We start from the raw sequence: 21,562 nt of genomic DNA, 5'->3' as shown, positions 1-21,562 counted from the left end.
GCGGCGCTGGCGGCGCGCCCGGTGACCGGCGCGCGCTGCCGCGCGGCCGGCCCGGCGCTGCCGGTGAACGAGGTGGCGCCGGGGGTCTTCGTGCACCGCGGTGCGGTGGCCGAACCCGAGGCGGGCAACGGTGGCGACACGTCCAACCTTGGCTTCATCGTCGGCAGCCGCGCCGTGGCGGTGATCGACGCCGGCGCGGCGGCATGGATCGGCGAGGCGCTGTGGCGCGCCATTCGCGCCCGCACCGATCTGCCGGTGCGCTACCTCGTGCTGACCCATGTGCATCCCGATCATGTGCTCGGCGCGGCGGTTTTTGAGGCGGCGGGGGCCGAGGTGATCGGCCACGCCGGGCTGGCGCGGGCGCTGGCCGAGCGGCAGGACGGCTATCTGGAGAGCTTCGCGCGGCTGATCGGGGCACCGGAATTTCTGGGCAGTGCGCCGCCGCGGGTGACGGGGGGGATCGAAGACGTCGCCGTGCTGGAGCTTGGCGACCGGCGGCTCGATCTGCGCGCCTGGCCCGCCGCGCACAGCAGCACCGATCTGACGGTGCTCGACCGGAGCAGCGGCACGCTCTTTGCCGGCGACCTGCTGTTCGACGCGCATGTGCCGGCGCTCGATGGCAACCTGCGCGGCTGGCAGGCGGCGCTCGACCGGCTGACCGAACTGCCGGCGCTGCGCGTGGTTCCCGGCCACGGTGGGCCAGTGCTGGACTGGCCACAGGGCGCCGCGCCGCTGCAGCGCTACCTCGACGTGCTGGCGGGCGACACCGCCGCGGCCATCGCGGCCGGCGAGCGGCTGTCGGAGGCGGTTGCGCATGTGGCGCAGAGCGAGGCGGACCACTGGCAGCTTTTTGACGCCTTCAACCCGCGCAACGCGACGCAGGCGTTCACCGAGCTGGAATGGGAATGAGTTCGCACCCGCGGCGCATGCGGAAGGCTGCGTATTTTTAAAGAGAAGAAGCCGGGGACGCGGGCGCGCTTCTTCTCTTTGAAAATACGCCCGCCGGAGGCGTCCGGCGCTGCGGCCCCGAGCCGGGGCGGAGAAGGGGGCGGTGCTTATCCGCCCTCGCGTCCGGCCTCGGCGAGCATCTGGGAGATGGCATAGAGGCGCTTTTCCAGCAGTTGCGGCGTCTCGCAGAGATAGGTGATCGTTTGCTGCCGGTCGGTGAAGATGCGCTGGTCCCAGTCGAGTTGCTCTTCCAGCGCGTCGACCCGGTCGAAATCGGGATCGGGTCTGGACATTTCCGCCGCCATCTCGTCGCGCGCGGCGTCAATCTTTTCGGACAGTGCGATCTGGCTGAGGGAAAATTTCCCGATGCCGTCGAGGATGCGCGTGCGCCGTGCCGAAAGCCGGTCGAAAACCTCGCCGAAGACGGCGCCCATCAGGGCCATGTCGCGGCCCTGCGCCTCGGCGAAGGCGGCGACTTCCAAGCGCGCGGCTTCAAGCTCCACGCGCCGCAGCGCCAGAAGCTCGGCCAGATCGCCTGCCGCCACGCCGGCTGCGCCCTCGGGGGCGGTTTCGGGCAGCGGCTGCGGCCACATCAGACCCGGCGAAAGCTGCGCCACCTTGCGCTGCACACAGGGCCATGTGGGATCGGAGAAATCCGCAGCCAGCGCGCCGGTGCCAGTCAGCGCGAGCGTTGCCGCGAGCGCCAGAAGTCCCTGTCTTATCATCCTCTCCCTCCATCGGTGCGGGCCGGTTTTCCCCTTCTCGCAGGCTGCGCTTTCGGGGCGTTGCGGGGAATACCCACCATTGGCGGTATTGTTGGGTATGCAACGGCGCACCCATACTCGGCTCAACCGCCGGGTCCGTCTTGGGACCCGATGCGCAAGGATTTTCACTCAGGAGGGAGACTGCATGAGAACCCGTGCAGCCGTGGCGCTGGAAGCCGGCAAACCGCTCGAGATTATGGACGTGGAGCTTGATGGCCCGAAGGCTGGCGAGGTGCTGGTGGAGGTGAAGGCCACCGGCCTGTGCCACACTGACGAATTCACCCGGTCGGGCGCCGACCCCGAGGGCATCTTCCCGGCCATCCTTGGCCATGAGGGCGCGGGCGTGGTGCTCGAAGTGGGCGAGGGCGTCACCACGCTGCAGCCCGGCGATCATGTCATCCCGCTTTATACCCCCGAGTGCCGCGAGTGCCCGTCGTGCCTGTCGGGCAAGACCAACCTCTGCACCGCGATCCGCAATACCCAAGGGCAGGGGCTGATGCCCGACGGCACCACGCGCTTCAAGATGCTCGATGGCACGCCGATCCATCACTACATGGGCTGCTCCACCTTCGCCAATCACACGGTGATGCCGGAGATCGCGCTGGCCAAGGTGCGCGACGATGCGCCCTTCGACAAGATCTGCTACATCGGCTGCGGCGTCACCACCGGCATCGGCGCGGTGATCAACACCGCGGGCGTCGAGATCGGCTCCACGGCGGCGGTGTTCGGCCTCGGCGGCATTGGCCTCAACGTGATCCAGGGCCTGCGCATGGCCGGTGCCGACATGATCATCGGCGTTGATCTCAATGACGACAAGGCCGAGATGGCGCGCAAGTTCGGCATGACCCATTTCGTGAACCCGTCGAAGGTCGAGGACACCAAGCAGGCGATCATCGACCTGACCAAGACCGAGCGCGACCAGATCGGCGGGGTGGATTACAGCTTCGACGCCACCGGCAACGTGCAGGTGATGCGCGACGCGCTGGAATGCTCGCACCGCGGCTGGGGCGTGTCGGTGATCATCGGCGTGGCGCCGGCGGGGGCGGAGATCTCCACCCGGCCGTTCCAGCTGGTGACGGGCCGGGTCTGGAAGGGCACGGCGTTTGGCGGCGCCAAGGGCCGCACCGATGTGCCGAAGTTCGTCGACTGGTACATGGACGGCAAGATCGAGATCGACCCGATGATCACCCACAAGCTGACCCTCGACGAGATCAACCACGGCTTTGACCTGATGCACGAGGGCAAATCGATCCGCGCGGTCGTCGAGTTCTGAAGCATGGAGGTTGTGGCGGAAAATATCAGCTTCGGCGGGCGGCAGACCGTCTACCGGCATGGCTCGGAGGCCTGCGGCTGCGACATGACCTTCGCGGTCTACCTGCCGCCGCAAGCGGAGGCGGGGCCGGTGCCGGTGCTGTGGTATCTCTCGGGGCTGACCTGCACGCATGAGAACGCGATGACCAAGGGCGGCTTTCAGGAGCACGCGGCGCTGCACGGGCTGGCTGTGGTGTTTCCCGACACCTCGCCGCGCGGGCCGGGGGTGGCCGATGACGAGGCCTATGATCTGGGGCAGGGGGCGGGGTTTTACGTCAACGCCAAGCGCGCGCCGTGGAAGCCGCACTACCGCATGTACGACTATATCACCGACGAGTTGCGCGGTCTCGTTTCGGGGCTGGAGGGCATCGGCGCGCGGCACGGCATCACCGGGCATTCCATGGGCGGGCATGGCGCGCTGACGCTGGCGATGCGCAACCCCGAGCTTTACCACAGCCTCTCGGCCTTTGCGCCGATTGCCCATCCGACCCAGTCGGACTGGGGGCGCAAGCAACTCTCGGCTTACCTCGGCGACGACGAGGGCTGCTGGGCGGGGCATGACTCCACGCTGCTGATGGAGGAGCGCGGCTGGAAGGGAGAGATCCTCGTCGATCAGGGCGCGCGCGACCAGTTCCTTGACCTGCTGAAGCCCGAGGCTCTGGCCGGGGCGATGACAAAGCGGCGGCAGCCGGGGGTTCTGCGCATGCAGCCCGGCTACGACCATTCGTATTTTTTCGTGAACACATTCGCCGGCGACCATGTCGCGTGGCACGCGGCCCGGCTGGCCTGAGCCGGTGCCCAGAAGGAGGAGACAAGGCATGTTTCAAAGAACGCTCGCAGCCGCGCTGATGGTGACCCTTTCGGGGGGCGCCGCGCTTGCCGACATGCAGGGCGACGCCGAGAAGGGCGAGAAGGTGTTTCGCAAGTGCAAGGCCTGTCACATGGTCGGCGACGATGCAGAGAACCGGGTCGGCCCGGTGCTGAATGGCATCGTCGGGCGCGAGATCGCCACGGTCGACGGTTTTGACTATTCCGACGCGCTGACCGAACTGGCGAGCGAGAAGGGCAGCTGGACCCCCGAGGAACTGGCGGCCTTTCTGGAAAAGCCGCGCGATTACGCCAAGGGCACCAAGATGTCCTTTGCCGGGCTGCGCAAGGAGGATGAGCGCGCCGACGTGATCGCCTATCTGTCGGGCTTCGCGGCGGGCGGGTCATGACCGGCTGAACAGAATTCCGGGACCGGCGGGAGGAGAAGGAGCGCCGGACCCGGAGGATCCACGCAGGCCGCGTGCGCCGCAAAGGCGGGCCAGCGGGGACAACAGGGCGGCGGTGCCGCCATACCTAGGGAGAGAGAAATGAAGAGACGGCTGCTTCTGACGTCTGGCGTGGCCCTATGCGCCGCGTCCATGGCGATGGCGAATGACGACCTGATGACCCAGATGGACGACCCGGCGCAATGGGCGATCCAGACGGGCGATTACGCCAACCAGCGCTATTCGGAACTGGACAAGATCAACAAGGACAACGTCGGCGACCTGCAGGTGGCGTGGACGTTCTCGACCGGTGTGCTGCGCGGCCACGAAGGCTCGCCGCTGGTGGTGGGGGACACGATGTTCGTGCACACCCCGTTCCCCAACATCGTCTATGCGCTCGACCTTGCCGAAGAGGGCAAGATCAAGTGGCGCTACGAGCCCAAGCAGGATCCCGACGTGATCCCGGTGATGTGCTGCGACACGGTGAACCGCGGCGTCGCCTATGCCGACGGCAAGATCTTCCTGCATCAGGCCGACACCAAGGTGGTGGCGCTCTCTGCCGAGACCGGCGAGGTGCTGTGGGAAGTGATGAACGGTGACGCCTCGAAGGGCGAGACCAACACCGCCACGGTGATGCCGGTGAAGGACAAGGTGATTGTCGGCATCTCGGGCGGCGAGTTCGGCGTGCGTGGCCATGTCACCGCCTACAACATGGAGACCGGCGAGCAGGAATGGCGCGCCTACTCCATGGGGCCGGACGAAGACATCCTGATGGATCCCGAGACCACCACCCATCTGGGCGAGCCGGTGGGCGCGGATTCGGGCACCAACACATGGGAAGGCGATCAGTGGATGATCGGCGGCGGCACCACCTGGGGCTGGTATTCCTATGACCCCGAGGCCGATCTGATCTACTACGGCACCGGCAACCCCTCGACGTGGAACCCGGCGCAGCGCCCCGGCGACAACCGCTGGTCGATGACCCTGATGGCGCGCGATCCCGACGACGGCATGGCCAAATGGGTCTACCAGATGACCCCGCATGACGAATGGGATTACGACGGCGTCAACGAGGTGATCCTCACCGATCAGGAGATCGACGGCGAGGCGCGCAAGCTGCTGACCCACTTCGACCGCAACGGTCTGGCCTATACGATGGACCGGATCAGCGGCGAGCTTCTGGTGGCCGAGAAATACGACCCGGCGGTGAACTGGACCACCGGCGTCGACATGGACCCGGAGTCCGACACCTATGGACGTCCGGCGGTGGTCGCCGAGTATTCGACCGAGCAGAACGGCGAGGATGTGAACTCCACCGGCATCTGCCCGGCGGCGCTTGGCTCCAAGGACCAGCAGCCCGCGTCCTATTCGCCGAAGACCGAACTGTTCTACGTGCCGACCAACCACGTCTGCATGGACTATGAGCCGTTCCGCGTGAGCTACACCGCCGGTCAGCCCTACGTGGGCGCGACGCTGGCGATGTATCCGGCGCCCGACAGCCACGGCGGCATGGGCAACTTCATCGCCTGGGACAACATCAACGGCGAGATCAAGTGGTCGATCCCCGAGCAGTTCTCGGTCTGGTCAGGCGCGCTGGCGACCGCGGGCGACGTGGTCTTCTACGGCACGCTGGAGGGCTATCTGAAGGCGGTCGATTCAGAGACCGGTGACGAGCTTTATCGCTTCAAGACCCCGTCGGGGATCATCGGCAACGTGATGACCTACGAGCATGACGGCAAGCAGTATGTCGGCATCCTGTCGGGTGTCGGTGGCTGGGCCGGCATCGGTCTTGCCGCGGGGCTGACCAATCCCAACGACGGTCTTGGCGCCGTGGGCGGCTATTCGGCGCTGTCCGACTACACCGCGCTTGGTGGCCAGCTGACGGTCTTCGCTCTGCCCGAGTGATCCGCAGCCATGACGGCCCCGGCGACAGCCCCGCTGTCGCCGGGGCCTCCCTCGACAGACAGTTTCAGGACCCATACGCCATGACCCCAAAGTTCACCCTCCTTGCCGCCGCCGGCCTGCTCGCGGCCCTGCCCACGGCGGGGGCGCTGCACGCCGCAAATGTTTCGATGGACGATCCCAATATCGCCGTCGATTACGAGGAAGGCGGCCGCTACTACACCGAGGACGGCATCCCCACCTTCAACGTGGCCGAGGATGGCACGGTGGACTGGCCGACCTTCTCGGGGTTCCGCCGCTATCACGCCGAATGCCACGTCTGCCACGGCCCCGACGGCGAGGGCTCGACCTACGCGCCGGCGCTGAAGAACTCGGCGATAGAGATGGATTATTACGATTTCGTCGACGTGGTGGTGAACGGGCGCAAGAAAGTCGGCGCGGCAGAGAACTCGGTGATGCCCGCCTTCGGCACCAACCCCAACGTGATGTGCTACCTCGATGACATTTACACCTACCTCAAGGCGCATGGCTCCGGCGCGATCGCGCGCGGCCGCCCGGCCAAGAAGGAGCCCAAGAGTGAAACCTTCACCGAGATGGAAGATGCCTGCATGGGCTGAGGGAAAGCGCCGCACCCTCATTGCGGCGCTGGCGGCCCTGCTTGCCTCCCATGCGGGGCCGGGCGCGGCGCAGACCTCGGATCTCGTCTCCAAGACGCATCTGAGGGTCTGCGCCGATCCCGCCAATGATCCGATGTCAGTTCAGGATGGCTCGGGGTTCGAGAACAAGCTGGCCGAGCTGATCGGCGGCAAGCTCGAACGCCCGGTCAGCTACACGTGGTTTCCGATGGCCACGGGGTTCATCCGCCAGACCCTGAAGGCCGGGCAATGCGACGTGGTGATGGGCTACGCGCAGGGGCATGAGCTGGTGCTCAACACCAACCACTACATGACCTCGGCCTATGTGCTGGTGGTGCCCGGCGGCGGCGCGCTGGCCGATGTGAGCCAGCTGTCGGACCCGGCGCTGCAGGGGCTGACGCTGGGGGTGATCGCCGGATCGCCGCCCGCCACGCATATGGCGCGGCACGGGCTCATCGGAAAGGCGCGGCCTTACCAGTTGGTGGTCGACCGTCGCCACGACAGCCCGGCGCAGGACATGCTGGCCGATCTGGAGGCGGGCGAGATCGACGCCGCCGTGCTGTGGGGGCCGATCGCCGGACCGCTGGTCAAGCGCGCGCATCCGGGGCTGAAGGTGGTGCCGCTGCTAAGCGAGGCGGGGCCGCCGAAGCTGTTCTACCGCATCACCATGGGTGTGCGGCGGGGCGAGAAGGTCTGGCAACGCCAGCTCAACTCGCTGATCCGCCGCCATCAGCAAGAGATCGACGCGCTGCTGGTCGAGGCCGGGGTGCCGCTGGTCTCGGATATGGGCGAGCAGGTGATCTCGGTGTCGCAATGAGGCCCTTGGCGGGTGTGCTGGCGCTGCTGCCAGCGCTGGCCTTTGCGCAGGCGCCAGAGCCCGCAGGCTACCGGATGGACGCATACCGTGCGCCGGTGCCAGAGACGCTGGAGGGGGCGACGGTGGTTGGGGCAGGGAAAGCGCATGACCTGTGGCGATCCGGTGAAGTGGCCTTTGTCGACGTTCTGCCGCGCCCGCCGAAGCCCGACAATCTGCCCGAGGGCACGGTCTGGCGCGATAAGCCACGCGACAGCATTCCCGGCGCGGTCTGGCTGCCCAACACCGGCTATGGCGCGCTGGCCGAGGCCGACGCACGCTACTTTCGCGACGGTCTGGCGTCGGTCACCGGCGGCGACAAGGCGCATGCGGTGCTGCTGTTCTGCCTCGCCGAATGCTGGATGAGCTGGAACGCCGCCAAGCGCGCCTTGGCCGAGGGGTACACAGAGGTTTACTGGCTGCCCGAGGGGACAGACGGGTGGGCCGCGGCGGGCTACCCGCTGGAGCGGGTGACACCGCGGCAGTAACGGGCGCGCTCAGTCTTTATAGTCGCGCCCGAACATCACCATGCGCGAGAGCAGCCGCTGGCGGGTCTCGCCATGCTGGTTGAGGGTCAGCGTCTCGACCGAGACCATCGCGCGGCCGGGGCGCGAGCGCGAGGGTTTGATCTCGGTGATGGTGCTTTCCACGTGCAGCACGTCATCCGCGCGGGTCGGCTTCGGCCATGTCACTTCGACCCCGGCACCGATAAGCCCTTTGGCGAAGGGCATCGAGGCGACGAAAAGCTTCATGGTGATCGCCGCAGTGTGCCAGCCGCTGGCCGCGAGCCCTTCGAACAGGCTGTCCTTTGCGGCCTCCTCGTCGAGGTGGAAGGGCTGCGGATCGTAATCGGCGGCAAAGGTTTTGATCTGCGCCGCGTCAAGCGCGTGGGTGCCGCTGACGAAGCGATCCCCGACGGCGATATCTTCAAGGTAGAGATCGCGGGGCAGGGGGGCTGTTTCGGTCATGGCGGCGGGATCCTTGGCAGTGTGCGTGCCGCAGCTATGCGCAACGCGGGCGCGGACGTCCAGCCCCGTGATGCAGCGGCATCACTCGGGCCGTTGCAGGATGAAGGCACCGAAGGCGCGCGGGCCGTCGGCGGTGCTCAACTCGGCGGTGACCTGCAGCGTCTCGGCGTCGATCAGGCTGAGCGTATTGTCGAACCAGTTGGCCACGGCGATCCGCCCGTCGGAGGTGGCGGCGATGCCTTCGGGGTATTCGCCCACCGCGATCTCGGTCAGCGGCGCCAGATCGCCCAGCCCAATGACGCTGACCGTTCCGGCGTATTGATTGCTGACGAAGGCGCGGCCCTTGCCGAAGGCGATGCCATAGGGGCGCGCGCCGACGCCGACGGTCGCCAGCACTTCGCCCGAGGCGGGGTCGATCACCGTAACATCGTCGCTGCCGACATTACCGACAAAGAGCCGCCCATCGGGTGCGAAGCCAAGGCCGAAGGGGCGCGAGCCGACCGCGACAGTACGGGACAGCGCCAGCGTGCCCGCATCGTAAAGGCTCACCCGGTCGGCATCGCGCTCGGCGGCGGCGAGCCAGCGGCCATCCGGCGACAGCGCCAGCCCGGCGGGCGCGGCGCCCGCCGGCAGTTCGATCTGCGGCGCCAGCGTTATGTCATCCAGCACCCAGAGCCGCGCGTTGTACCAGTCGGACACGAAGAGGCGCCCGCGCGCAGCATCATGCGCCGCGCCCATTGGGCCGCCGTCCAGCTGCACCTCTGCCGCGACCGAGCCGTCCGGCCGATGGCGGCGCACGGTCTTGGCGTCGGGCGCGACGGTATAGACCCGCCCGTCCGCCGCCACCGCCACGCCCGCCGGTTTCCCGGGCAGGGGCCAGCGCGCCACCTCGGCGCCGGTGGCGAGGTCGAGCACGCTGACCGCCTCGCCGTTCTGGCAGGTGACATAGGCCAGATCGGCCACCACCGCCCCCGGCGCGGCACTTGCCCAGAGGGCCAGCGCCGCGGCGCGCAGCAGGTTACGAGCCCGGCGCACCGAACCGCTCGACCAGCGCGCCCAGCCCGGCCTCGTAGACCGCCGTCACCGCCGCGATGGCGGCCTCGTCGTTGAGGGTCTCGGGCGGGTCGTTGTTGGGATAGCCGCGATAGAAGGCCCCGCGCCATTCAACCTCGGACCCGCCGCCCTCGCGCGGTTTTACCGTCAGATGCGAGGAATAGTTGGTCACCGGCAGCACCTCCACCGCCACGTCGGTGATGCGGTAGCTGTAGGACATCTTCTCATCGCTGTACTTGTACAGCACCTCCGAGATCATCGGCCCCTCGGCGCCCTGATCCGACAGGTAAAGCTCGCGCGTGGCGTCGATCTCGTTGCCGCCCTCGCCGCTTTGCGAGACGATGGCCGGATGCCAGCTCATGTCCTGAAAATCGCCGATCGCGGCCCAGACCTCGGCGGGCTCGGCGGCGACTTCGCTGGTGACGGTGATCTTTTGCCGGGTCGGCCCATGCGCCATGGCGGCGGCGGGCAGCAGCGCGCTCAGAGCCCCCGCGATCAGCAGGTTGCGTCGTTTCATTCTGTCTCCTCCTTGGAAAACTCTTGTCGGAAAATCCCCGTGCGCAGGATGTAATCCATGCCGCGCCGCCAGCTTTCGTCGGTGTTCGAACGGATATCGACGACCCGGCCGCGCACGGTTTCGCCGGTCGCGGCGTCGCGCAGTTGCAGGTTCATCGACAAGATCAGGTTCGACACCTTCTGCACCTCGCCCACCAGCGCGTAATCGGCCCCCAGCTTGGTCGCCATGCGCGCGTCGCAGCCGTAGCATTTCGCCGGGTTGACGATGCGGTCGCGGGCCTCGGCCACCGGCGCCAGATCGACCAGATCGAAGCCTTCGTCGGTGAAGCGCTCGGCGACCATCCTTTCGAGCATGGCGATCCGCGCCAGCTCTGCGGGATCCTGACCCAGCTCGGCGGTCTGCAGCGAACTGTCGAGGAAGGTGATGCCGAAGAAGGCCACCTTTTCCCCGGCACGCACCGGGCCGCAGAGCAAGCTGAACAGGATCAGGGCGCGGATAAGCATCGCTGCCTTCTTAGAAATTAAGAGTCGCCGACAATCGTGCCGCCGTTACGCTGATCGCCGCAACCGAACCGAAAGTATCGGTTCACCGCTTCGCCTTTGGAGGGGCAGAGTGGCGACAAGCCCGACCGAAACAGGTGGGCATGGGAGGACAACGTGCTGACAAAAGCGATGCCGCTGCTGGCCGCCGCGGCGCTGGCGCTATGGGCGCCGGTGGCGCAGGCGGTCGAGGTGAAGGCCGGGGTGCTGCGGGTGGATTACCCGGTGCTGCTGCCGATCTCGCGCTATGATGCGCGGCCCGAGGATCTGGGTTTTGCCGGGGCGCACTTGGCCGAGGAAGACAACGCCACCACCGGCGGCTTCATGGGCCACAGCTATCAGACCGACACCGCCGCCGCCGCGCCCGAGGGCGCGCTGGCCGCGCTCGATGCGATGCTGGCGGAGGGCATTCGCTTCGTGGTGCTGCAGGCGCGGGGCGAGGAGGTGACCGCGCTGGCCGATCGCGCCGCCGAGGCGGGGGCTTTGGTGATCAACGCCAGCGCGCCGGACGTGGCGCTGCGCGATACGGACTGCCGCGCCAACCTGCTGCATGTGGCGCCCTCGGATGCCATGACCGCCGATGCGGTGGCGCAATTCGCGATCTGGAAGAAATGGCCGCGCTGGGTGCTGGTCAGCGGCTCGAACCCCGCCGACCGCGCGCTGGCCGAGGCCTACCGCCGCGCCGCCCGCAAATTCGGTGCGGAGATCGTCGAGGCGCGCGAGTTCGAGGACACCGGCGGCAGCCGCCGCACCGATTCAGGCCACGTGCTGGTGCAGCGGCAACTGCCGACCTTCCTGCAGCGGCTGCCCGAGCATGACGTGGTGATCGCCGCCGACGCCTCGGATTACTTCGCCGCCTATCTGCCCTATCACCTGTGGACGCCGCGCCCGGTTCTGGGCAGCGCAGGGCTGCGCCCGGTGACCATGCATGGCGCGCATGAAGCATGGGGCGCGACACAGTTTCAGACCCGCTTTGAAAAGCTCGCGCAGCGGCACGTACAGCCCGAGGACTACAACGTCTGGCTGGCCCTGCGGGTGCTGGGCGAGGCGGTGACCCGCACCGGCAGCAACGATCCCGCCACGCTGGAAGACTACATCCTGTCGGACGCCTTCGAACTGGCCGCCTTCAAGGGCCAGAAGGTGACCTTCCGCAATTGGAACGGGCAGTTGCGCCAGCCGATCCTGCTCTACGACGACCGCATCACCGTCAGCGTCAGCCCGCAGGAGGGGTTCCTGCATCAGGTCTCGCCGCTCGACACGCTGGGGCTCGACCGGCCCGAGTCGGGCTGCACGGCATTTCAATGAGGACACCGATGAAAAAGCTCCTGCTCTGCACCGCACTTTGCCTCGCCGCCAGCGGCGCGCTTGCCGGCAAGGCCTTCGTGTCGAACGAACGCGGCAATACGATCACCGTGCTCGACACCGAAACCTGGGAGGTGATCACCGAGTTTCCGGGCGGCAACCGTCCGCGCGGCATCACCCTCTCGCCCGATGGCGCGCTGCTTTACGTCTGCGCCTCGGATGACGACACGGTGCGGGTGTTCGACACCGACACCTACGAAGAGCTCTATACGCTGCCCTCCGGCCCGGATCCCGAGCTTTTCGTCATCGATCCTTCGGGCAGCCCGCTCTACATCGCCAACGAGGATGACAACCTCGTCACGGTCACCGACACCGAAACCCACCGCATCTTGGCGGAGGTGCCGGTGGGGGTGGAGCCCGAGGGGATGGCGATCTCGCCCGACCACAAATGGGTGGTGAACACCTCGGAAACCACCAATATGGCGCATTTCATCTCGACCGAGGATTACGAGATCAAGCACAATATCCTTGTCGATCAGCGCCCGCGCTACGCCGAGTACACCGACGATGGCACGCGGCTTTTCGTCAGTTCCGAGATCGGCGGCACGGTCAGCGTCATCGACATCGCCGAGGATGGCACTCCGACGCTGACGCAGAAGATCGGCTTTGAGGTGCCCGGCGTGCTGCCCGAATGGCTGCAGCCGGTGGGGGTGAAGGCCACCTCGGACGGCAGCCGCATCTTCGTGGCGCTGGGGCCGGCCAACCGCGTGGCGGTGATCGACGGCGCCAGTCTTGAGGTGATCGAGTACATCATGGTGGGCCAGCGGGTGTGGCAGATGGCCTTCACCCCGGGCGAAGACTTCCTTGTGACCACCAACGGCAATTCCAACGACGTCACGGTGATCGACGTGGCCGCCGAAAAGGCCATCAAGTCGGTGCAGGTGGGCCAGCAGCCCTGGGGCGTGGCGATCACGCCCGAATGATCAGGTTGCGTGGCGATCACGCCCGAATGATCCGGCCGCGTGGCGATCACGCCCACACGAGGCGGACCGAAGTGAGGGGAGGAGAACCCATGAAACGATTTCTGAGCGCGCTGGTGTTGGGGTGCGTCACCGCCTTTGGCGCCGCCGCGCAAGACCTGCCGGTGATCCGCGCCGCGGTGCTGAAGATCGGCACGGTGAACTGGGAACTGTCGACCATCGCCGAGCAGGGGCTCGACGAAAAGCATGGTTTCCGCCTGCAGGTGGTGCCCTATGCCGACAATGGCGCCACGCGCATCGCGCTGGAAGGCGGCGAAGCCGACATGGCCGTGGCCGATTGGATCTGGGTGGCGCGCCAGCGCGCGGCGGGCAAGGACTATGTGGTCGTGCCCTATTCGCGCGCGGTCGGCGGGCTGGTGGTGCCCGAAGGGTCGGACGTTGAAACGCTGGCCGACCTCGCGGGCGGCAAGATCGGCATCGCCGGCGGCCCGCTCGACAAGTCGTGGCTGATCCTGCGCGCCTACGCGCAGCGCGAATACGGCATGGACCTCGCCGCGCAGACAGAGCAGGTCTATGGCGCGCCGCCTCTGGTGTTCAAATCGGGGCTGTCGGGCGATTACGCCGGGGCGATCAACTTCTGGCACTTCCTCGCCAAGATGAAGGCGGCGGGCATGCGCGAGTTGATCTCGGTGGAGACGGCGGCAGAGGCGCTGGGGCTCGACCCGGATGTGCCGCTCTTGGGCTATTACTTGAAGCAAGAGTTCCTGTCGCAGCACGAAGGGCTGGCGCAGGCCTTCTATGAGGCCAGCCGCGAGGCCAAGCAGATGCTGGCGGACGATGCGGCGGCATGGGACGACGTGCGCCCGCAGATGAATGCCAAGAGCGACGCGCAGTTCGAGCAATTGCGCAGCGACTGGATCGCCGGGGTTCCGGCGCGCGGCCCGGTCGATGCCGAGGCCGCGGGCAAGCTGCTGGCGCTGATGGCCGAGCTAGGCGGGGCCGAACTGGTGGGCGAGGCAAGCAGCCTGCCGGACGGTCTGTTCGCGGCGGTGCAATGACCCCGCGCTGCGCGCCAGACGACAGCCGGGTGGTGCCGCTGTATCCCAAGCTGGCCGAGCCGGGGGCGGTGCGGGTGGAGATACGCAGCAAGCGCTTCGGCCCGGCCGAGGTGCTGCACAACCTGCGCTTCACCGTGGCGCGCGGCGAGACGGTGGCGCTGGTCGGTCCCTCGGGCATCGGCAAGTCGACGGTGCTGCGCATCGTCGCCGGGCTTGATCCCTATTTCGATGGCGAGATCACCCGCCCCGCCGAGATGGCCATGGTGTTTCAGGAGCCGGTGCTGCTGCCGTGGCGCAGCGCGCTGCAGAACCTCACGCTGGTGCATCCGGCGCTGTCCGAAGGCGACGCCCGCGCGGCGCTCGATAGGGTCGGGCTGCAGGGCAGATACGAGGCCTATCCGCGCAGCCTGTCGCTGGGCCAGCAGCGCCGTCTGGCGCTGGCGCGCGCCTTCGCCGGGCGGCCGGGTCTGCTGATCATGGACGAACCCTTCGTCTCGCTCGACCCCGATCTGGCCGAGGCGATGTTGCAACTGACCGAGGCGCTGATCGCCGAGCAGCGCCCGGCGACGATCCTCGTCACCCATGCGCGGGCGGAGGCCGAGCGGCTTGCCGACCGCGTTCTCGAACTCAAGGGTCAGCCCGCGACGCTGGGCCCGCATCTGGTCTGAAGGAGACAGTTAACCATGAAATTCCCCATTCTCGCCGCAGCGCTGAGCCTTGCGGCGCTCCCCGCGCTCGCGCACGACTACGGGTTCGCCGGTATACTGTCGCACAGCAATTCCGGCGACATGCCCGGCATCACCCTGTCGGTCGGCAAGCCGCTGGCCGAGGGGCCGATCACCCTTAGCTCGGGCACGGTCTATGAACTGGAGATCGAAGCCGACGGCTCGGGCGAACTGGCGCTGGAGGGGCCGGGGTTCTTTCGCGCGATCTGGGTCAACGAGGTGGTGGTGAACGGGCTGGAGATCCGCCCCTATGGTCTGGAGAGCCTCGAGTTTGACGAGGCCGGAGAGATGGAGATCGAGTTCCTCGCGATCAAGCCGGGGCAGTACTACCTGAAGATCCCCGGCTCGCAGGGCGAAAGCCAACGGGTCGACATCACCATCCAATAGGAGGGGGGGGGAGATACGCTGTGGTGTATAAATTAAATATATGCACCACAATGTATAAACAGCTCTTTTACACGCCAAAGCATATTGGCGATTTATACGCTCTGATGTATACCAAGCGCAGTCCTTGGCCTTTCGGAGCCCAGCCATGCCCCAGTCCCTCACACCGATCCGCGATGCGCGCTGCTTTGGCGCGGCCATCCGCGCGGCGCGCCGCGCGCGGGGCTGGACGCAGGCGGATCTGGGGCGTCGCGCCGGTCTGGTCACCCACCACGTCTCGAAGATCGAAACCGGCGACACCGACCCGAAGCTGACGACGGTGCTGGCGCTGCTGGCGGCGCTGGAGCTTGACGCGCTGCTGGCGCCGCGGGCGCTCGACGATCCTGCCGCCGAACTGGCGCGCCAGCCGCGGCGGATCGAGGATCTGTTCTGATGGGCCGCAGACCGCTGAGGCAGCGCCTCGACGTGTATATGAACGGGCGGCGCGTGGGGCTTTACGCAAAGGCGCCCGACGGCGCGGTGAGCTTTACCTATGATCCGCAGTGGATCGAGGCGGTGGGCCTGCCGATCTCGCGCGCGCTGCCGCTGCGTGCCGGGGCGCAGCGCGGCCCGCAGGTGATCGCGGTGTTCGAGAACCTGCTGCCCGACAGCCCCGACCTGCGCCGCGTCATCGCCGAGCGCACCGGCGCTGCGGGCACCGACCCGCATGCGCTGCTGGCGGCGATCGGGCGGGACTGCGTCGGCGCGCTGCAGTTCCTGCCCGCGGGTACGGCGGCGGCGGAGCCGTTCGCGCTGCGCGCGGTGCCGCAGACCGACGCGCAGATCGAGGCCGCGCTCTCGGGGCTGGAGCGCGCGCCGCTGGGGCTCGGCCGCGACGCGGCCTTCCGCATCTCGCTGGCCGGGGCGCAGGAAAAGACCGCCTATCTCTGGCACGATGGCACGTGGTGCCGGCCCGAGGGGCTGACCCCCACCAGCCATATCTTCAAACGCCCGATGGGCGCGCTGCAGCAGGGCATCGACATGTCCGACAGCGTCGAAAACGAGTTTCTGTGCATGCGGCTGGCGCAGGCATTCGGCTTCGACGTGCCGCAGGTCGAGATGGCGCGCTTCGGCGCCGAGCGGGCGCTGGTGGTGGCGCGGTTCGACCGGCGCTGGCAGGCCGATTGGAACGGCGGACAGGGGCGCTATCTGCGCCTGCCGCAAGAGGATTTCCTGCAGGCGCTGGGTCTGCCCTCGACGCTGAAATACCAAAGCGACGGCGGCCCGTCTGCGGGCGATTGCTATCGGCTACTGGCCGGCGCGCAGGACCCGCGCGGCGATCAGAAGACCTTTCTGAAAGCGCAGCTGTTCTTCTGGATGATCGGCGCCACCGACGGCCATGCCAAGAACTTCAGCCTGTTCCACACGCCGCGCGGCTACAGCCTGACGCCGCTCTACGACATTCTCAGCGCCGCCCCGGCGCATGCGGCGGGGGCGCTGCGCAATGCCCAGTACCAGATGGCGATGTCGGCGGGGCGCAACCGCAAGTACCGCATGGACCAGCTGCACCCGCGCCACTTTCTGCAAAGCGCCGTGGATGCCGGTTGCCCCGAGTTCTTCGCCCGCGAGGCGCTGGCCGAGCTGGCGCAGTGCGCCGCCCCGGCCCTGCGCGAGATCGCGCCGCTGGCCGCAACGCTTCCGGCGCATGTGGCCACCCCGATCGTGCAGCGCGCGCAGGCCTGCGCCCGGCTGCTGGCCAGCGCCGCGCAGGCCGAGATACCGCTCACCTGACACCTCTGTTCCCCGCGCGCCATCGGCGCTACATCGTTGACATGCGTGCCCCAAAGACGCGCAGATTACCACAGGACGACCCAAGATGCTGACCCTCCCCACCGACCATTGCAACACCGGCGACGCGCTGCATGACCGCCTGCCCGACGCGGGCGCCGGCCGCATTGTGCGCCACATCGCCGAGGCGCTGCTGCCCATCGCAGACCGGCTGGCGGCGGGCCTGCTGCCCGGCAACCCGGCGCAGATCGTCGGCGACAACGAAAGCGGCGACGCGCAGAAGGCGCTCGACGTGGGGGCGCATGAGCACATGCTCAAAGCGCTCGACGGGTGCAACATCCGCCACGTGCTGTCGGAAGAGGCCGAAGAGGTGGTCACGCTCGACCCGGCGGGCGAGTATGATCTCGCCATCGATCCGATCGATGGCTCGGGCTCGATCGGCATCTGCGCGCTGCTTGGCATGCTCTTCGTCATCTACCCGGCGGGCGACGGCAGCTTCCGCCGTCCCGGCAGCGACGCGGTGGCGGCGGGCTATGCGTGCTTTGGCCATTCGGTGGATTTCGCGTGGTCGCTGGGCGACGGCGTGCATATCGCCACGCTCGACCGCGCGATCGGCGACTTCCGCATCGCGTCCGAGAACATCCGCCTCAAGCCCAGCACTTCTATGCTCGCCTACAACGCCTCGAACGAGCGGCACTGGGCGCCGGGCCTGCAGGCCTACGCGGCGGATCTGCGTGCCGGCAAGGACGGGCCGCGCGGCAAGAATTTCAACATGCGCTGGCTGGCGGCGGCGGTGGGCGATCTGCACCGCATCATGCTCAAGGGCGGGGCGTTCCTGTACCCGCAGGACAGCCGCAAGGGCTATGAGCAGGGGCGGCTGCGGCTGGCCTATGAGGCGATCCCCATCGCCTTCATGGTCGAGCAGGCGGGCGGGCGCGCCACCGACGGGCGGCAGCGCATTCTCGACCTGGCCCCCGAAACGCCGCACGCCTTCTGCCCGCTGATCTTCGGCTCGAGCGAAGAGGTGGATCTGATCGAGGGCTATATCGCGCGCCACGGCTGAGCGCGGCGCGCGGGTCTTCAGACGCCCGGGCGTTGTGCGCCCGGGGTCATGCGTCGGGTCACGCGCCGGGTCATGCGTCGGGGCGCATGTCGGGCGGGCGCCGTACGAAGAAGCTGGCGACGATCATCAGCAGCGAGATCAGCGCGCCGGTCAGGAAGCCCGCCTGCACGCCAGCGGCGGTGGCCTCGGTGAGATCGGCGCCGGCGGCCATCTCGGTGCCGATGCGGATCGACATCACCGACACGAACAGGGCGATGCCCGCCGCGCCGGCCACCTGCTGCACCGTGCCGATCACCGCCGAGCCGTAGGAATAAAGGTCCTTGGGCAACGATCCCAGCGACGAGGTGAACAGCGGCGTGAACAGCAGCGCCAGCCCGACGCTGAGGATCATGTGACACGCCAGCACCTGCCACACCGCGCTCTGCAGGCCCAGCGTCGCCATCGAGCCCAGCCCGGCGCAGACACAGACCGCGCCGGGGATGACCAGCTTGCGCGCGCCGACGCGGTCGAAGGTGCGCCCCACGAAGGGCGCCATCAGCCCCATCAGCAGCCCGCCCGGCAGCAGCAGCAGACCGGCCTCCAGCGGCTCCATGCCCAGCACGTTCTGCATGTAGATCGGCAGCAGGATGATCATCCCAAAGAGCGACATCATGCAAAAGCCCATCATCACCACCGCGACGGTGAACACTTTGACCCGGAAGGTGCGCAGATCGAGCAGCGCGCGCCCCTGCGGTCCCAGCCGCAGTTGGCGCAGCACGAAGATCACCAGCACCAAGGCGCCGCCCGCCAGCGGCAGCCACGGCGGCACCGCGCCGCCGCTGCCATGCCCCTCGCCAAGCGCCGACAGCCCGTAGACCAGCCCGCCGAAGCTCAGCGCTGAAAGCGGCACCGAGATCAGATCGAGCGGTGCCTTGCGCGGCTCGGTGACGTTCTCCAGCCGGGCATATCCCAGCGCCAGCGCCGCCAGACCGATGGGCAGCACCAGCCAGAACATCCAGCGCCAGTCCAGCAGGTTGAGGATGATCCCCGAGATCGTCGGCCCGATCGCCGGAGCCACCGAGATGACGATCGAGATATTGCCCATGGTCTTGCCGCGGCTTTCGGGCGGCACCAGCGTCATCACCGTGGTCATCAGCAGCGGCATCATGATCGCCGTGCCGCAGGCCTGCACGATGCGCCCGGTGATCAGCATGCCCAGCCCCGGCGCCAGCGCGCAGATCAGCGTGCCGGTGCTGAACAGCCCCATGGCCATGGTAAAGACGGTGCGGGTGTGCAGCCGCTGCAGCAGGAAGCCGGTGATCGGGATCACCACGGCCATGGTCAGCAGAAAGGCGGTGGTCAGCCATTGCGCGGCGTTGGCGGTGATCCCCAGATCGGTCATCAGCCGCGGCAGCGCCACGCCCATGATGGTCTCGTTGAGGATCACGGTGAAGGCCGAGACCAGCAACAGCAGGATCACCAGCCGGTTACGGGCGGCATGGTCTGGGGGCGGCGCGGTGGCCGCGGCGCCGGCGGGCTCGGGAGGGCTTTGCATCGGGAGTACTCTGAAAATTGGGAAGGATCGGCGGCGGCGGACGTGGCGAAACCGCACCGATACCCCGTACCTAGGCCCCCCGCTGCCCGCACGCAAGCCGCCTGCCCAAGCGCTCCGACGCGGCGCGGATCCCCGCCTTCTTCTCTTTCCAAATACGCATGTCGCGGCGTTCCCCACCCCGCGACCTCGCTTGGGGCAGGACCAAGCCGCGGGGAGCGGGACTGTGTTGAATGCCCGCATATATGGAATGTGAGTCTAATAAAGGTGAGGTTTTGAGAATGAAATGACGCCAATTTCCAGATTAGATGGAAAATTTGGAAACCTGCGCCCTCGTCCCGCTGGTAGGGTCGGCACGTCAGCGGTTTGCGCCGCGTTCCCCGTCCAAGATCAATGAGACCTCCCATGCCCATCACCGATCCCGCCGCCCTGTTGTCTTCGTTCCGCGCATCGCTGCCCGAGGTCGCGCAGATGGGGGCCGATCTGGTGGGCAAGGGGGCGATGGTCGAGGGTCCGTTCGGGTCAAAGCCGCTGGTCTACGCCGACTATGTCGCGTCGGGGCGGGCGCTGAAAACGCTCGAGATGTTCATGCTCGAGCAGGTGCTGCCCTATTACGCCAACAGCCATACCGAAGCGTCGTTCTGCGGCGGCTACATGACCCGGCTGCGCAATGAAGCCCGCGCCACCATCGCCGCGCATTGCGGTGCCACGGCCGAGGAGCACGCGGTGGTCTTTGCGGGCAGCGGCGCGACGGCGGGGATCAACCGGCTGGTGCGTCTGCTGGGCGCCGATCAGGGCCGGGTGAAGGTGATCATCGGCCCCTACGAGCACCACTCCAACATCCTGCCGTGGCGCGAGTGCGGCGCCGAGGTGGTCGAACTGCCCGAGGATTCGCGCGGCGGCCCCGATCTGGCGGCGCTGGATGCGGCGCTGGCGGATGCCGCCAGCTACGACCGGGTGATCTGCGCCTTCTCGGCGGCCTCCAACGTCTCGGGGATCATCGCCGATGTGGCGGGTCTCACCGCGCGGGTGAAGGCCGCCGGGGCGCGGATGGTCTGGGACTATGCCGGGGGCGGGCCTTACCTGCCCATGGAGATGCGCCCGCAAGGCGCCGAGATCGACGCGCTGGTGTTCTCGCCGCACAAGTTCCTTGGCGGGCCGGGCGCTTCTGGGGTGTTGGTGCTGCGCCGCGACGCAGTGGTCTCGGAGCGGCCGACGTGGGTCGGCGGCGGCACGGTGCGCTTCGTGTCCTCCGAGGGTCACGATTATTCCGGCGCGCTGGAGGCGCGCGAAGAGGCGGGCACGCCCAACGTCGTGGGCGACATCCGTGCCGCGCTGACGGTGATCGTCAAGGAAGAGATCGGCGCCGCCTATATGGCACAGCGCAACGCCGAGCTGTCGGCCCGCGCCATCGCGGCGTGGCAGGCTGAGCCGGGGATCGAACTGCTCGGCAACACCGAGGCGGCGCGCATCCCGGTGCTGTCGTTCCGCCTGCGCGACCCGCGCGGCGGCTACATCCACCAGCAGTTGGCGACCAAGATGCTGAGCGACCGTTTCGGCATTCAGGCGCGCGGCGGTTGCGCCTGCGCCGGGCCCTACGTGCTGCGCCTGCTGGGCTACGATGCCGAGGCGGCGGCCGAGACCCGTGCGGCGATCCTGTCGGGTCAGGAACTGGAGAAGCCCGGTTTCGTACGGCTCAACCTGTCGGTGTTGATGAGCGACGATGAGGTCGAGTTCATCCTGCAGAGCGTGGCCACGTTGTCGCGCGATGCGGTCGCCTATGTGGATGGCTACGAGGTCGACGAGGGCCGGGCGATCTTTTCGGCCAGCGCGGCCTGAGGTCGAGGCGCTGATGCGCCCGGAATCAAGTCAAAGCCGCCGGGCGAGCGCCGGCCCGTTCCGGCGGGCTGGCGCTTTGCCATCCTCGTACTCCGGTTTGAGGTCGTTCGGATTTGGTCGGGATAAATCGCCAAGCTCAATCGTTGCAGCGCCACCCCACGGGCCAGCGC

The 21,562-nt window shown here is 67.7% G+C and carries 23 protein-coding genes; 17 read left to right on the top strand and 6 right to left on the bottom strand.

What is annotated here, in order from left to right:
- The coding region (locus ACXAJT_RS21065; RefSeq protein WP_475238612.1) for a quinoprotein relay system zinc metallohydrolase 2 at positions 1-909 on the top strand (909 nt) is incomplete at its 5' end.
- 146 nt (positions 910-1,055) lie between these two features.
- Here the strand turns inward: ACXAJT_RS21065 and ACXAJT_RS21060 are convergent.
- Positions 1,056-1,673, bottom strand: a complete 618-nt coding sequence (locus ACXAJT_RS21060; protein WP_475238609.1) for a hypothetical protein — start codon at positions 1,671-1,673, stop codon at positions 1,056-1,058.
- Positions 1,674-1,857: 184 nt separating this feature from the next.
- On the opposite strand from ACXAJT_RS21060, the gene ACXAJT_RS21055 reads away from it, so the two are divergent.
- From ACXAJT_RS21055 to ACXAJT_RS21025, 7 genes are all read left to right on the top strand, one after another.
- Complete coding sequence (locus ACXAJT_RS21055) at positions 1,858-2,985, top strand: S-(hydroxymethyl)glutathione dehydrogenase/class III alcohol dehydrogenase (RefSeq protein ID WP_475234219.1); 1,128 nt, start codon at positions 1,858-1,860, stop codon at positions 2,983-2,985.
- Positions 2,986-2,988: 3 nt separating this feature from the next.
- Positions 2,989-3,813, top strand: a complete 825-nt coding sequence (gene fghA, locus ACXAJT_RS21050) for an S-formylglutathione hydrolase (protein WP_475238607.1) — start codon at positions 2,989-2,991, stop codon at positions 3,811-3,813.
- A gap of 28 nt (positions 3,814-3,841) precedes the next feature.
- The gene (locus ACXAJT_RS21045) at positions 3,842-4,240 is read left to right on the top strand and encodes a c-type cytochrome (RefSeq protein WP_475238603.1); all 399 of its coding nucleotides are present in this window, start codon (positions 3,842-3,844) and stop codon (positions 4,238-4,240) included.
- Between the two features lie 138 nt (positions 4,241-4,378).
- Entirely contained in the window at positions 4,379-6,181 is a 1,803-nt protein-coding gene (locus ACXAJT_RS21040; RefSeq protein ID WP_475238600.1) for a methanol/ethanol family PQQ-dependent dehydrogenase, read from the top strand.
- An 80-nt stretch (positions 6,182-6,261) separates the two neighbouring features.
- Positions 6,262-6,795 carry a c-type cytochrome, methanol metabolism-related gene (locus ACXAJT_RS21035; protein WP_475238597.1) on the top strand — a complete coding sequence of 178 codons (534 nt, stop codon included), beginning with the start codon at positions 6,262-6,264 and terminating at the stop codon, positions 6,793-6,795.
- On the top strand, positions 6,779-7,630 hold the full coding sequence (locus tag ACXAJT_RS21030; RefSeq protein ID WP_475238594.1) for a substrate-binding domain-containing protein: 852 nt from the start codon (positions 6,779-6,781) through the stop codon (positions 7,628-7,630). The genes ACXAJT_RS21035 and ACXAJT_RS21030 overlap by 17 nt, the downstream gene beginning before the upstream one ends.
- Positions 7,627-8,154 carry a PQQ-dependent catabolism-associated CXXCW motif protein gene (locus ACXAJT_RS21025; protein WP_475238589.1) on the top strand — a complete coding sequence of 176 codons (528 nt, stop codon included), beginning with the start codon at positions 7,627-7,629 and terminating at the stop codon, positions 8,152-8,154. Before ACXAJT_RS21030 ends, ACXAJT_RS21025 begins: the two co-directional genes overlap by 4 nt.
- Before the next feature lie 9 nt (positions 8,155-8,163).
- Here the strand turns inward: ACXAJT_RS21025 and ACXAJT_RS21020 are convergent, their stop codons facing one another.
- From ACXAJT_RS21020 to ACXAJT_RS21005, 4 genes are all read right to left on the bottom strand, one after another.
- Entirely contained in the window at positions 8,164-8,634 is a 471-nt protein-coding gene (locus ACXAJT_RS21020) for a MaoC family dehydratase (RefSeq protein WP_475238586.1), read from the bottom strand.
- A gap of 81 nt (positions 8,635-8,715) precedes the next feature.
- Positions 8,716-9,669: a YncE family protein gene (locus ACXAJT_RS21015; protein WP_475238582.1), complete on the bottom strand. Its 954-nt coding sequence runs from the start codon at positions 9,667-9,669 to the stop codon at positions 8,716-8,718.
- Entirely contained in the window at positions 9,653-10,204 is a 552-nt protein-coding gene (locus tag ACXAJT_RS21010; RefSeq protein WP_475238579.1) for an SRPBCC family protein, read from the bottom strand. Before ACXAJT_RS21010 ends, ACXAJT_RS21015 begins: the two co-directional genes overlap by 17 nt.
- Positions 10,201-10,707, bottom strand: coding sequence for a DUF3280 domain-containing protein (locus ACXAJT_RS21005; RefSeq protein WP_475238576.1), 507 nt, complete (start codon positions 10,705-10,707; stop codon positions 10,201-10,203). Before ACXAJT_RS21005 ends, ACXAJT_RS21010 begins: the two co-directional genes overlap by 4 nt.
- A gap of 168 nt (positions 10,708-10,875) precedes the next feature.
- Between ACXAJT_RS21005 and ACXAJT_RS21000 the strand changes: the two genes are divergently transcribed.
- From ACXAJT_RS21000 to ACXAJT_RS20965, 8 genes are all read left to right on the top strand, one after another.
- Positions 10,876-12,048: an ABC transporter substrate-binding protein gene (locus ACXAJT_RS21000; RefSeq protein WP_475238623.1), complete on the top strand. Its 1,173-nt coding sequence runs from the start codon at positions 10,876-10,878 to the stop codon at positions 12,046-12,048.
- An 8-nt stretch (positions 12,049-12,056) separates the two neighbouring features.
- The gene (locus tag ACXAJT_RS20995; RefSeq protein ID WP_475238574.1) at positions 12,057-13,028 is read left to right on the top strand and encodes a YVTN family beta-propeller repeat protein; all 972 of its coding nucleotides are present in this window, start codon (positions 12,057-12,059) and stop codon (positions 13,026-13,028) included.
- An 89-nt stretch (positions 13,029-13,117) separates the two neighbouring features.
- A complete protein-coding gene (locus ACXAJT_RS20990) occupies positions 13,118-14,083 on the top strand; it encodes an ABC transporter substrate-binding protein (protein WP_475238572.1) in 966 nt (321 codons plus the stop codon).
- Complete coding sequence (locus ACXAJT_RS20985) at positions 14,080-14,751, top strand: ABC transporter ATP-binding protein (protein WP_475238570.1); 672 nt, start codon at positions 14,080-14,082, stop codon at positions 14,749-14,751. The genes ACXAJT_RS20990 and ACXAJT_RS20985 overlap by 4 nt, the downstream gene beginning before the upstream one ends.
- Before the next feature lie 15 nt (positions 14,752-14,766).
- The gene (locus tag ACXAJT_RS20980) at positions 14,767-15,195 is read left to right on the top strand and encodes a cupredoxin domain-containing protein (RefSeq protein WP_475238566.1); all 429 of its coding nucleotides are present in this window, start codon (positions 14,767-14,769) and stop codon (positions 15,193-15,195) included.
- 145 nt (positions 15,196-15,340) lie between these two features.
- Positions 15,341-15,625, top strand: coding sequence for a helix-turn-helix transcriptional regulator (locus ACXAJT_RS20975; RefSeq protein ID WP_475238563.1), 285 nt, complete (start codon positions 15,341-15,343; stop codon positions 15,623-15,625).
- Positions 15,625-16,962, top strand: coding sequence for a HipA domain-containing protein (locus tag ACXAJT_RS20970; RefSeq protein ID WP_475238560.1), 1,338 nt, complete (start codon positions 15,625-15,627; stop codon positions 16,960-16,962). The genes ACXAJT_RS20975 and ACXAJT_RS20970 overlap by 1 nt, the downstream gene beginning before the upstream one ends.
- Before the next feature lie 85 nt (positions 16,963-17,047).
- Complete coding sequence (locus ACXAJT_RS20965) at positions 17,048-18,022, top strand: class 1 fructose-bisphosphatase (protein WP_475238557.1); 975 nt, start codon at positions 17,048-17,050, stop codon at positions 18,020-18,022.
- A gap of 70 nt (positions 18,023-18,092) precedes the next feature.
- On the opposite strand, the gene ACXAJT_RS20960 is transcribed toward ACXAJT_RS20965, so the two are convergent.
- On the bottom strand, positions 18,093-19,556 hold the full coding sequence (locus ACXAJT_RS20960; protein ID WP_475238554.1) for an MDR family MFS transporter: 1,464 nt from the start codon (positions 19,554-19,556) through the stop codon (positions 18,093-18,095).
- Between the two features lie 402 nt (positions 19,557-19,958).
- Between ACXAJT_RS20960 and ACXAJT_RS20955 the strand changes: the two genes are divergently transcribed.
- Positions 19,959-21,392, top strand: a complete 1,434-nt coding sequence (locus ACXAJT_RS20955; protein WP_475238551.1) for an aminotransferase class V-fold PLP-dependent enzyme — start codon at positions 19,959-19,961, stop codon at positions 21,390-21,392.
- The last annotated feature ends 170 nt before the right edge of the window (positions 21,393-21,562 follow it).

The organism is Salipiger sp. ABF4_146 (assembly GCF_056161345.1).
The sequence above is the reverse complement of the archived record's forward strand: the minus strand, read 5'-3'. Positions and strand labels throughout refer to the sequence as shown.

What these genes read in the sequence shown, in the direction of transcription:
- ACXAJT_RS21060 (WP_475238609.1), bottom strand. Translation starts at nt 1,673, where the DNA reads ATGATAAGACAGGGACTTCTGGCGCTCGCGGCAACGCTCGCGCTGACT.
- ACXAJT_RS21055 (WP_475234219.1), top strand. Translation starts at nt 1,858, where the DNA reads ATGAGAACCCGTGCAGCCGTGGCGCTGGAAGCCGGCAAACCGCTCGAG.
- fghA (WP_475238607.1), top strand. Translation starts at nt 2,989, where the DNA reads ATGGAGGTTGTGGCGGAAAATATCAGCTTCGGCGGGCGGCAGACCGTC.
- ACXAJT_RS21045 (WP_475238603.1), top strand. Translation starts at nt 3,842, where the DNA reads ATGTTTCAAAGAACGCTCGCAGCCGCGCTGATGGTGACCCTTTCGGGG.
- ACXAJT_RS21040 (WP_475238600.1), top strand. Translation starts at nt 4,379, where the DNA reads ATGAAGAGACGGCTGCTTCTGACGTCTGGCGTGGCCCTATGCGCCGCG.
- ACXAJT_RS21035 (WP_475238597.1), top strand. Translation starts at nt 6,262, where the DNA reads ATGACCCCAAAGTTCACCCTCCTTGCCGCCGCCGGCCTGCTCGCGGCC.
- ACXAJT_RS21030 (WP_475238594.1), top strand. Translation starts at nt 6,779, where the DNA reads ATGCCTGCATGGGCTGAGGGAAAGCGCCGCACCCTCATTGCGGCGCTG.
- ACXAJT_RS21025 (WP_475238589.1), top strand. Translation starts at nt 7,627, where the DNA reads ATGAGGCCCTTGGCGGGTGTGCTGGCGCTGCTGCCAGCGCTGGCCTTT.
- ACXAJT_RS21020 (WP_475238586.1), bottom strand. Translation starts at nt 8,634, where the DNA reads ATGACCGAAACAGCCCCCCTGCCCCGCGATCTCTACCTTGAAGATATC.
- ACXAJT_RS21010 (WP_475238579.1), bottom strand. Translation starts at nt 10,204, where the DNA reads ATGAAACGACGCAACCTGCTGATCGCGGGGGCTCTGAGCGCGCTGCTG.
- ACXAJT_RS21005 (WP_475238576.1), bottom strand. Translation starts at nt 10,707, where the DNA reads ATGCTTATCCGCGCCCTGATCCTGTTCAGCTTGCTCTGCGGCCCGGTG.
- ACXAJT_RS21000 (WP_475238623.1), top strand. Translation starts at nt 10,876, where the DNA reads ATGCCGCTGCTGGCCGCCGCGGCGCTGGCGCTATGGGCGCCGGTGGCG.
- ACXAJT_RS20995 (WP_475238574.1), top strand. Translation starts at nt 12,057, where the DNA reads ATGAAAAAGCTCCTGCTCTGCACCGCACTTTGCCTCGCCGCCAGCGGC.
- ACXAJT_RS20990 (WP_475238572.1), top strand. Translation starts at nt 13,118, where the DNA reads ATGAAACGATTTCTGAGCGCGCTGGTGTTGGGGTGCGTCACCGCCTTT.
- ACXAJT_RS20985 (WP_475238570.1), top strand. Translation starts at nt 14,080, where the DNA reads ATGACCCCGCGCTGCGCGCCAGACGACAGCCGGGTGGTGCCGCTGTAT.
- ACXAJT_RS20980 (WP_475238566.1), top strand. Translation starts at nt 14,767, where the DNA reads ATGAAATTCCCCATTCTCGCCGCAGCGCTGAGCCTTGCGGCGCTCCCC.
- ACXAJT_RS20975 (WP_475238563.1), top strand. Translation starts at nt 15,341, where the DNA reads ATGCCCCAGTCCCTCACACCGATCCGCGATGCGCGCTGCTTTGGCGCG.
- ACXAJT_RS20970 (WP_475238560.1), top strand. Translation starts at nt 15,625, where the DNA reads ATGGGCCGCAGACCGCTGAGGCAGCGCCTCGACGTGTATATGAACGGG.
- ACXAJT_RS20965 (WP_475238557.1), top strand. Translation starts at nt 17,048, where the DNA reads ATGCTGACCCTCCCCACCGACCATTGCAACACCGGCGACGCGCTGCAT.
- ACXAJT_RS20960 (WP_475238554.1), bottom strand. Translation starts at nt 19,556, where the DNA reads ATGCAAAGCCCTCCCGAGCCCGCCGGCGCCGCGGCCACCGCGCCGCCC.
- ACXAJT_RS20955 (WP_475238551.1), top strand. Translation starts at nt 19,959, where the DNA reads ATGCCCATCACCGATCCCGCCGCCCTGTTGTCTTCGTTCCGCGCATCG.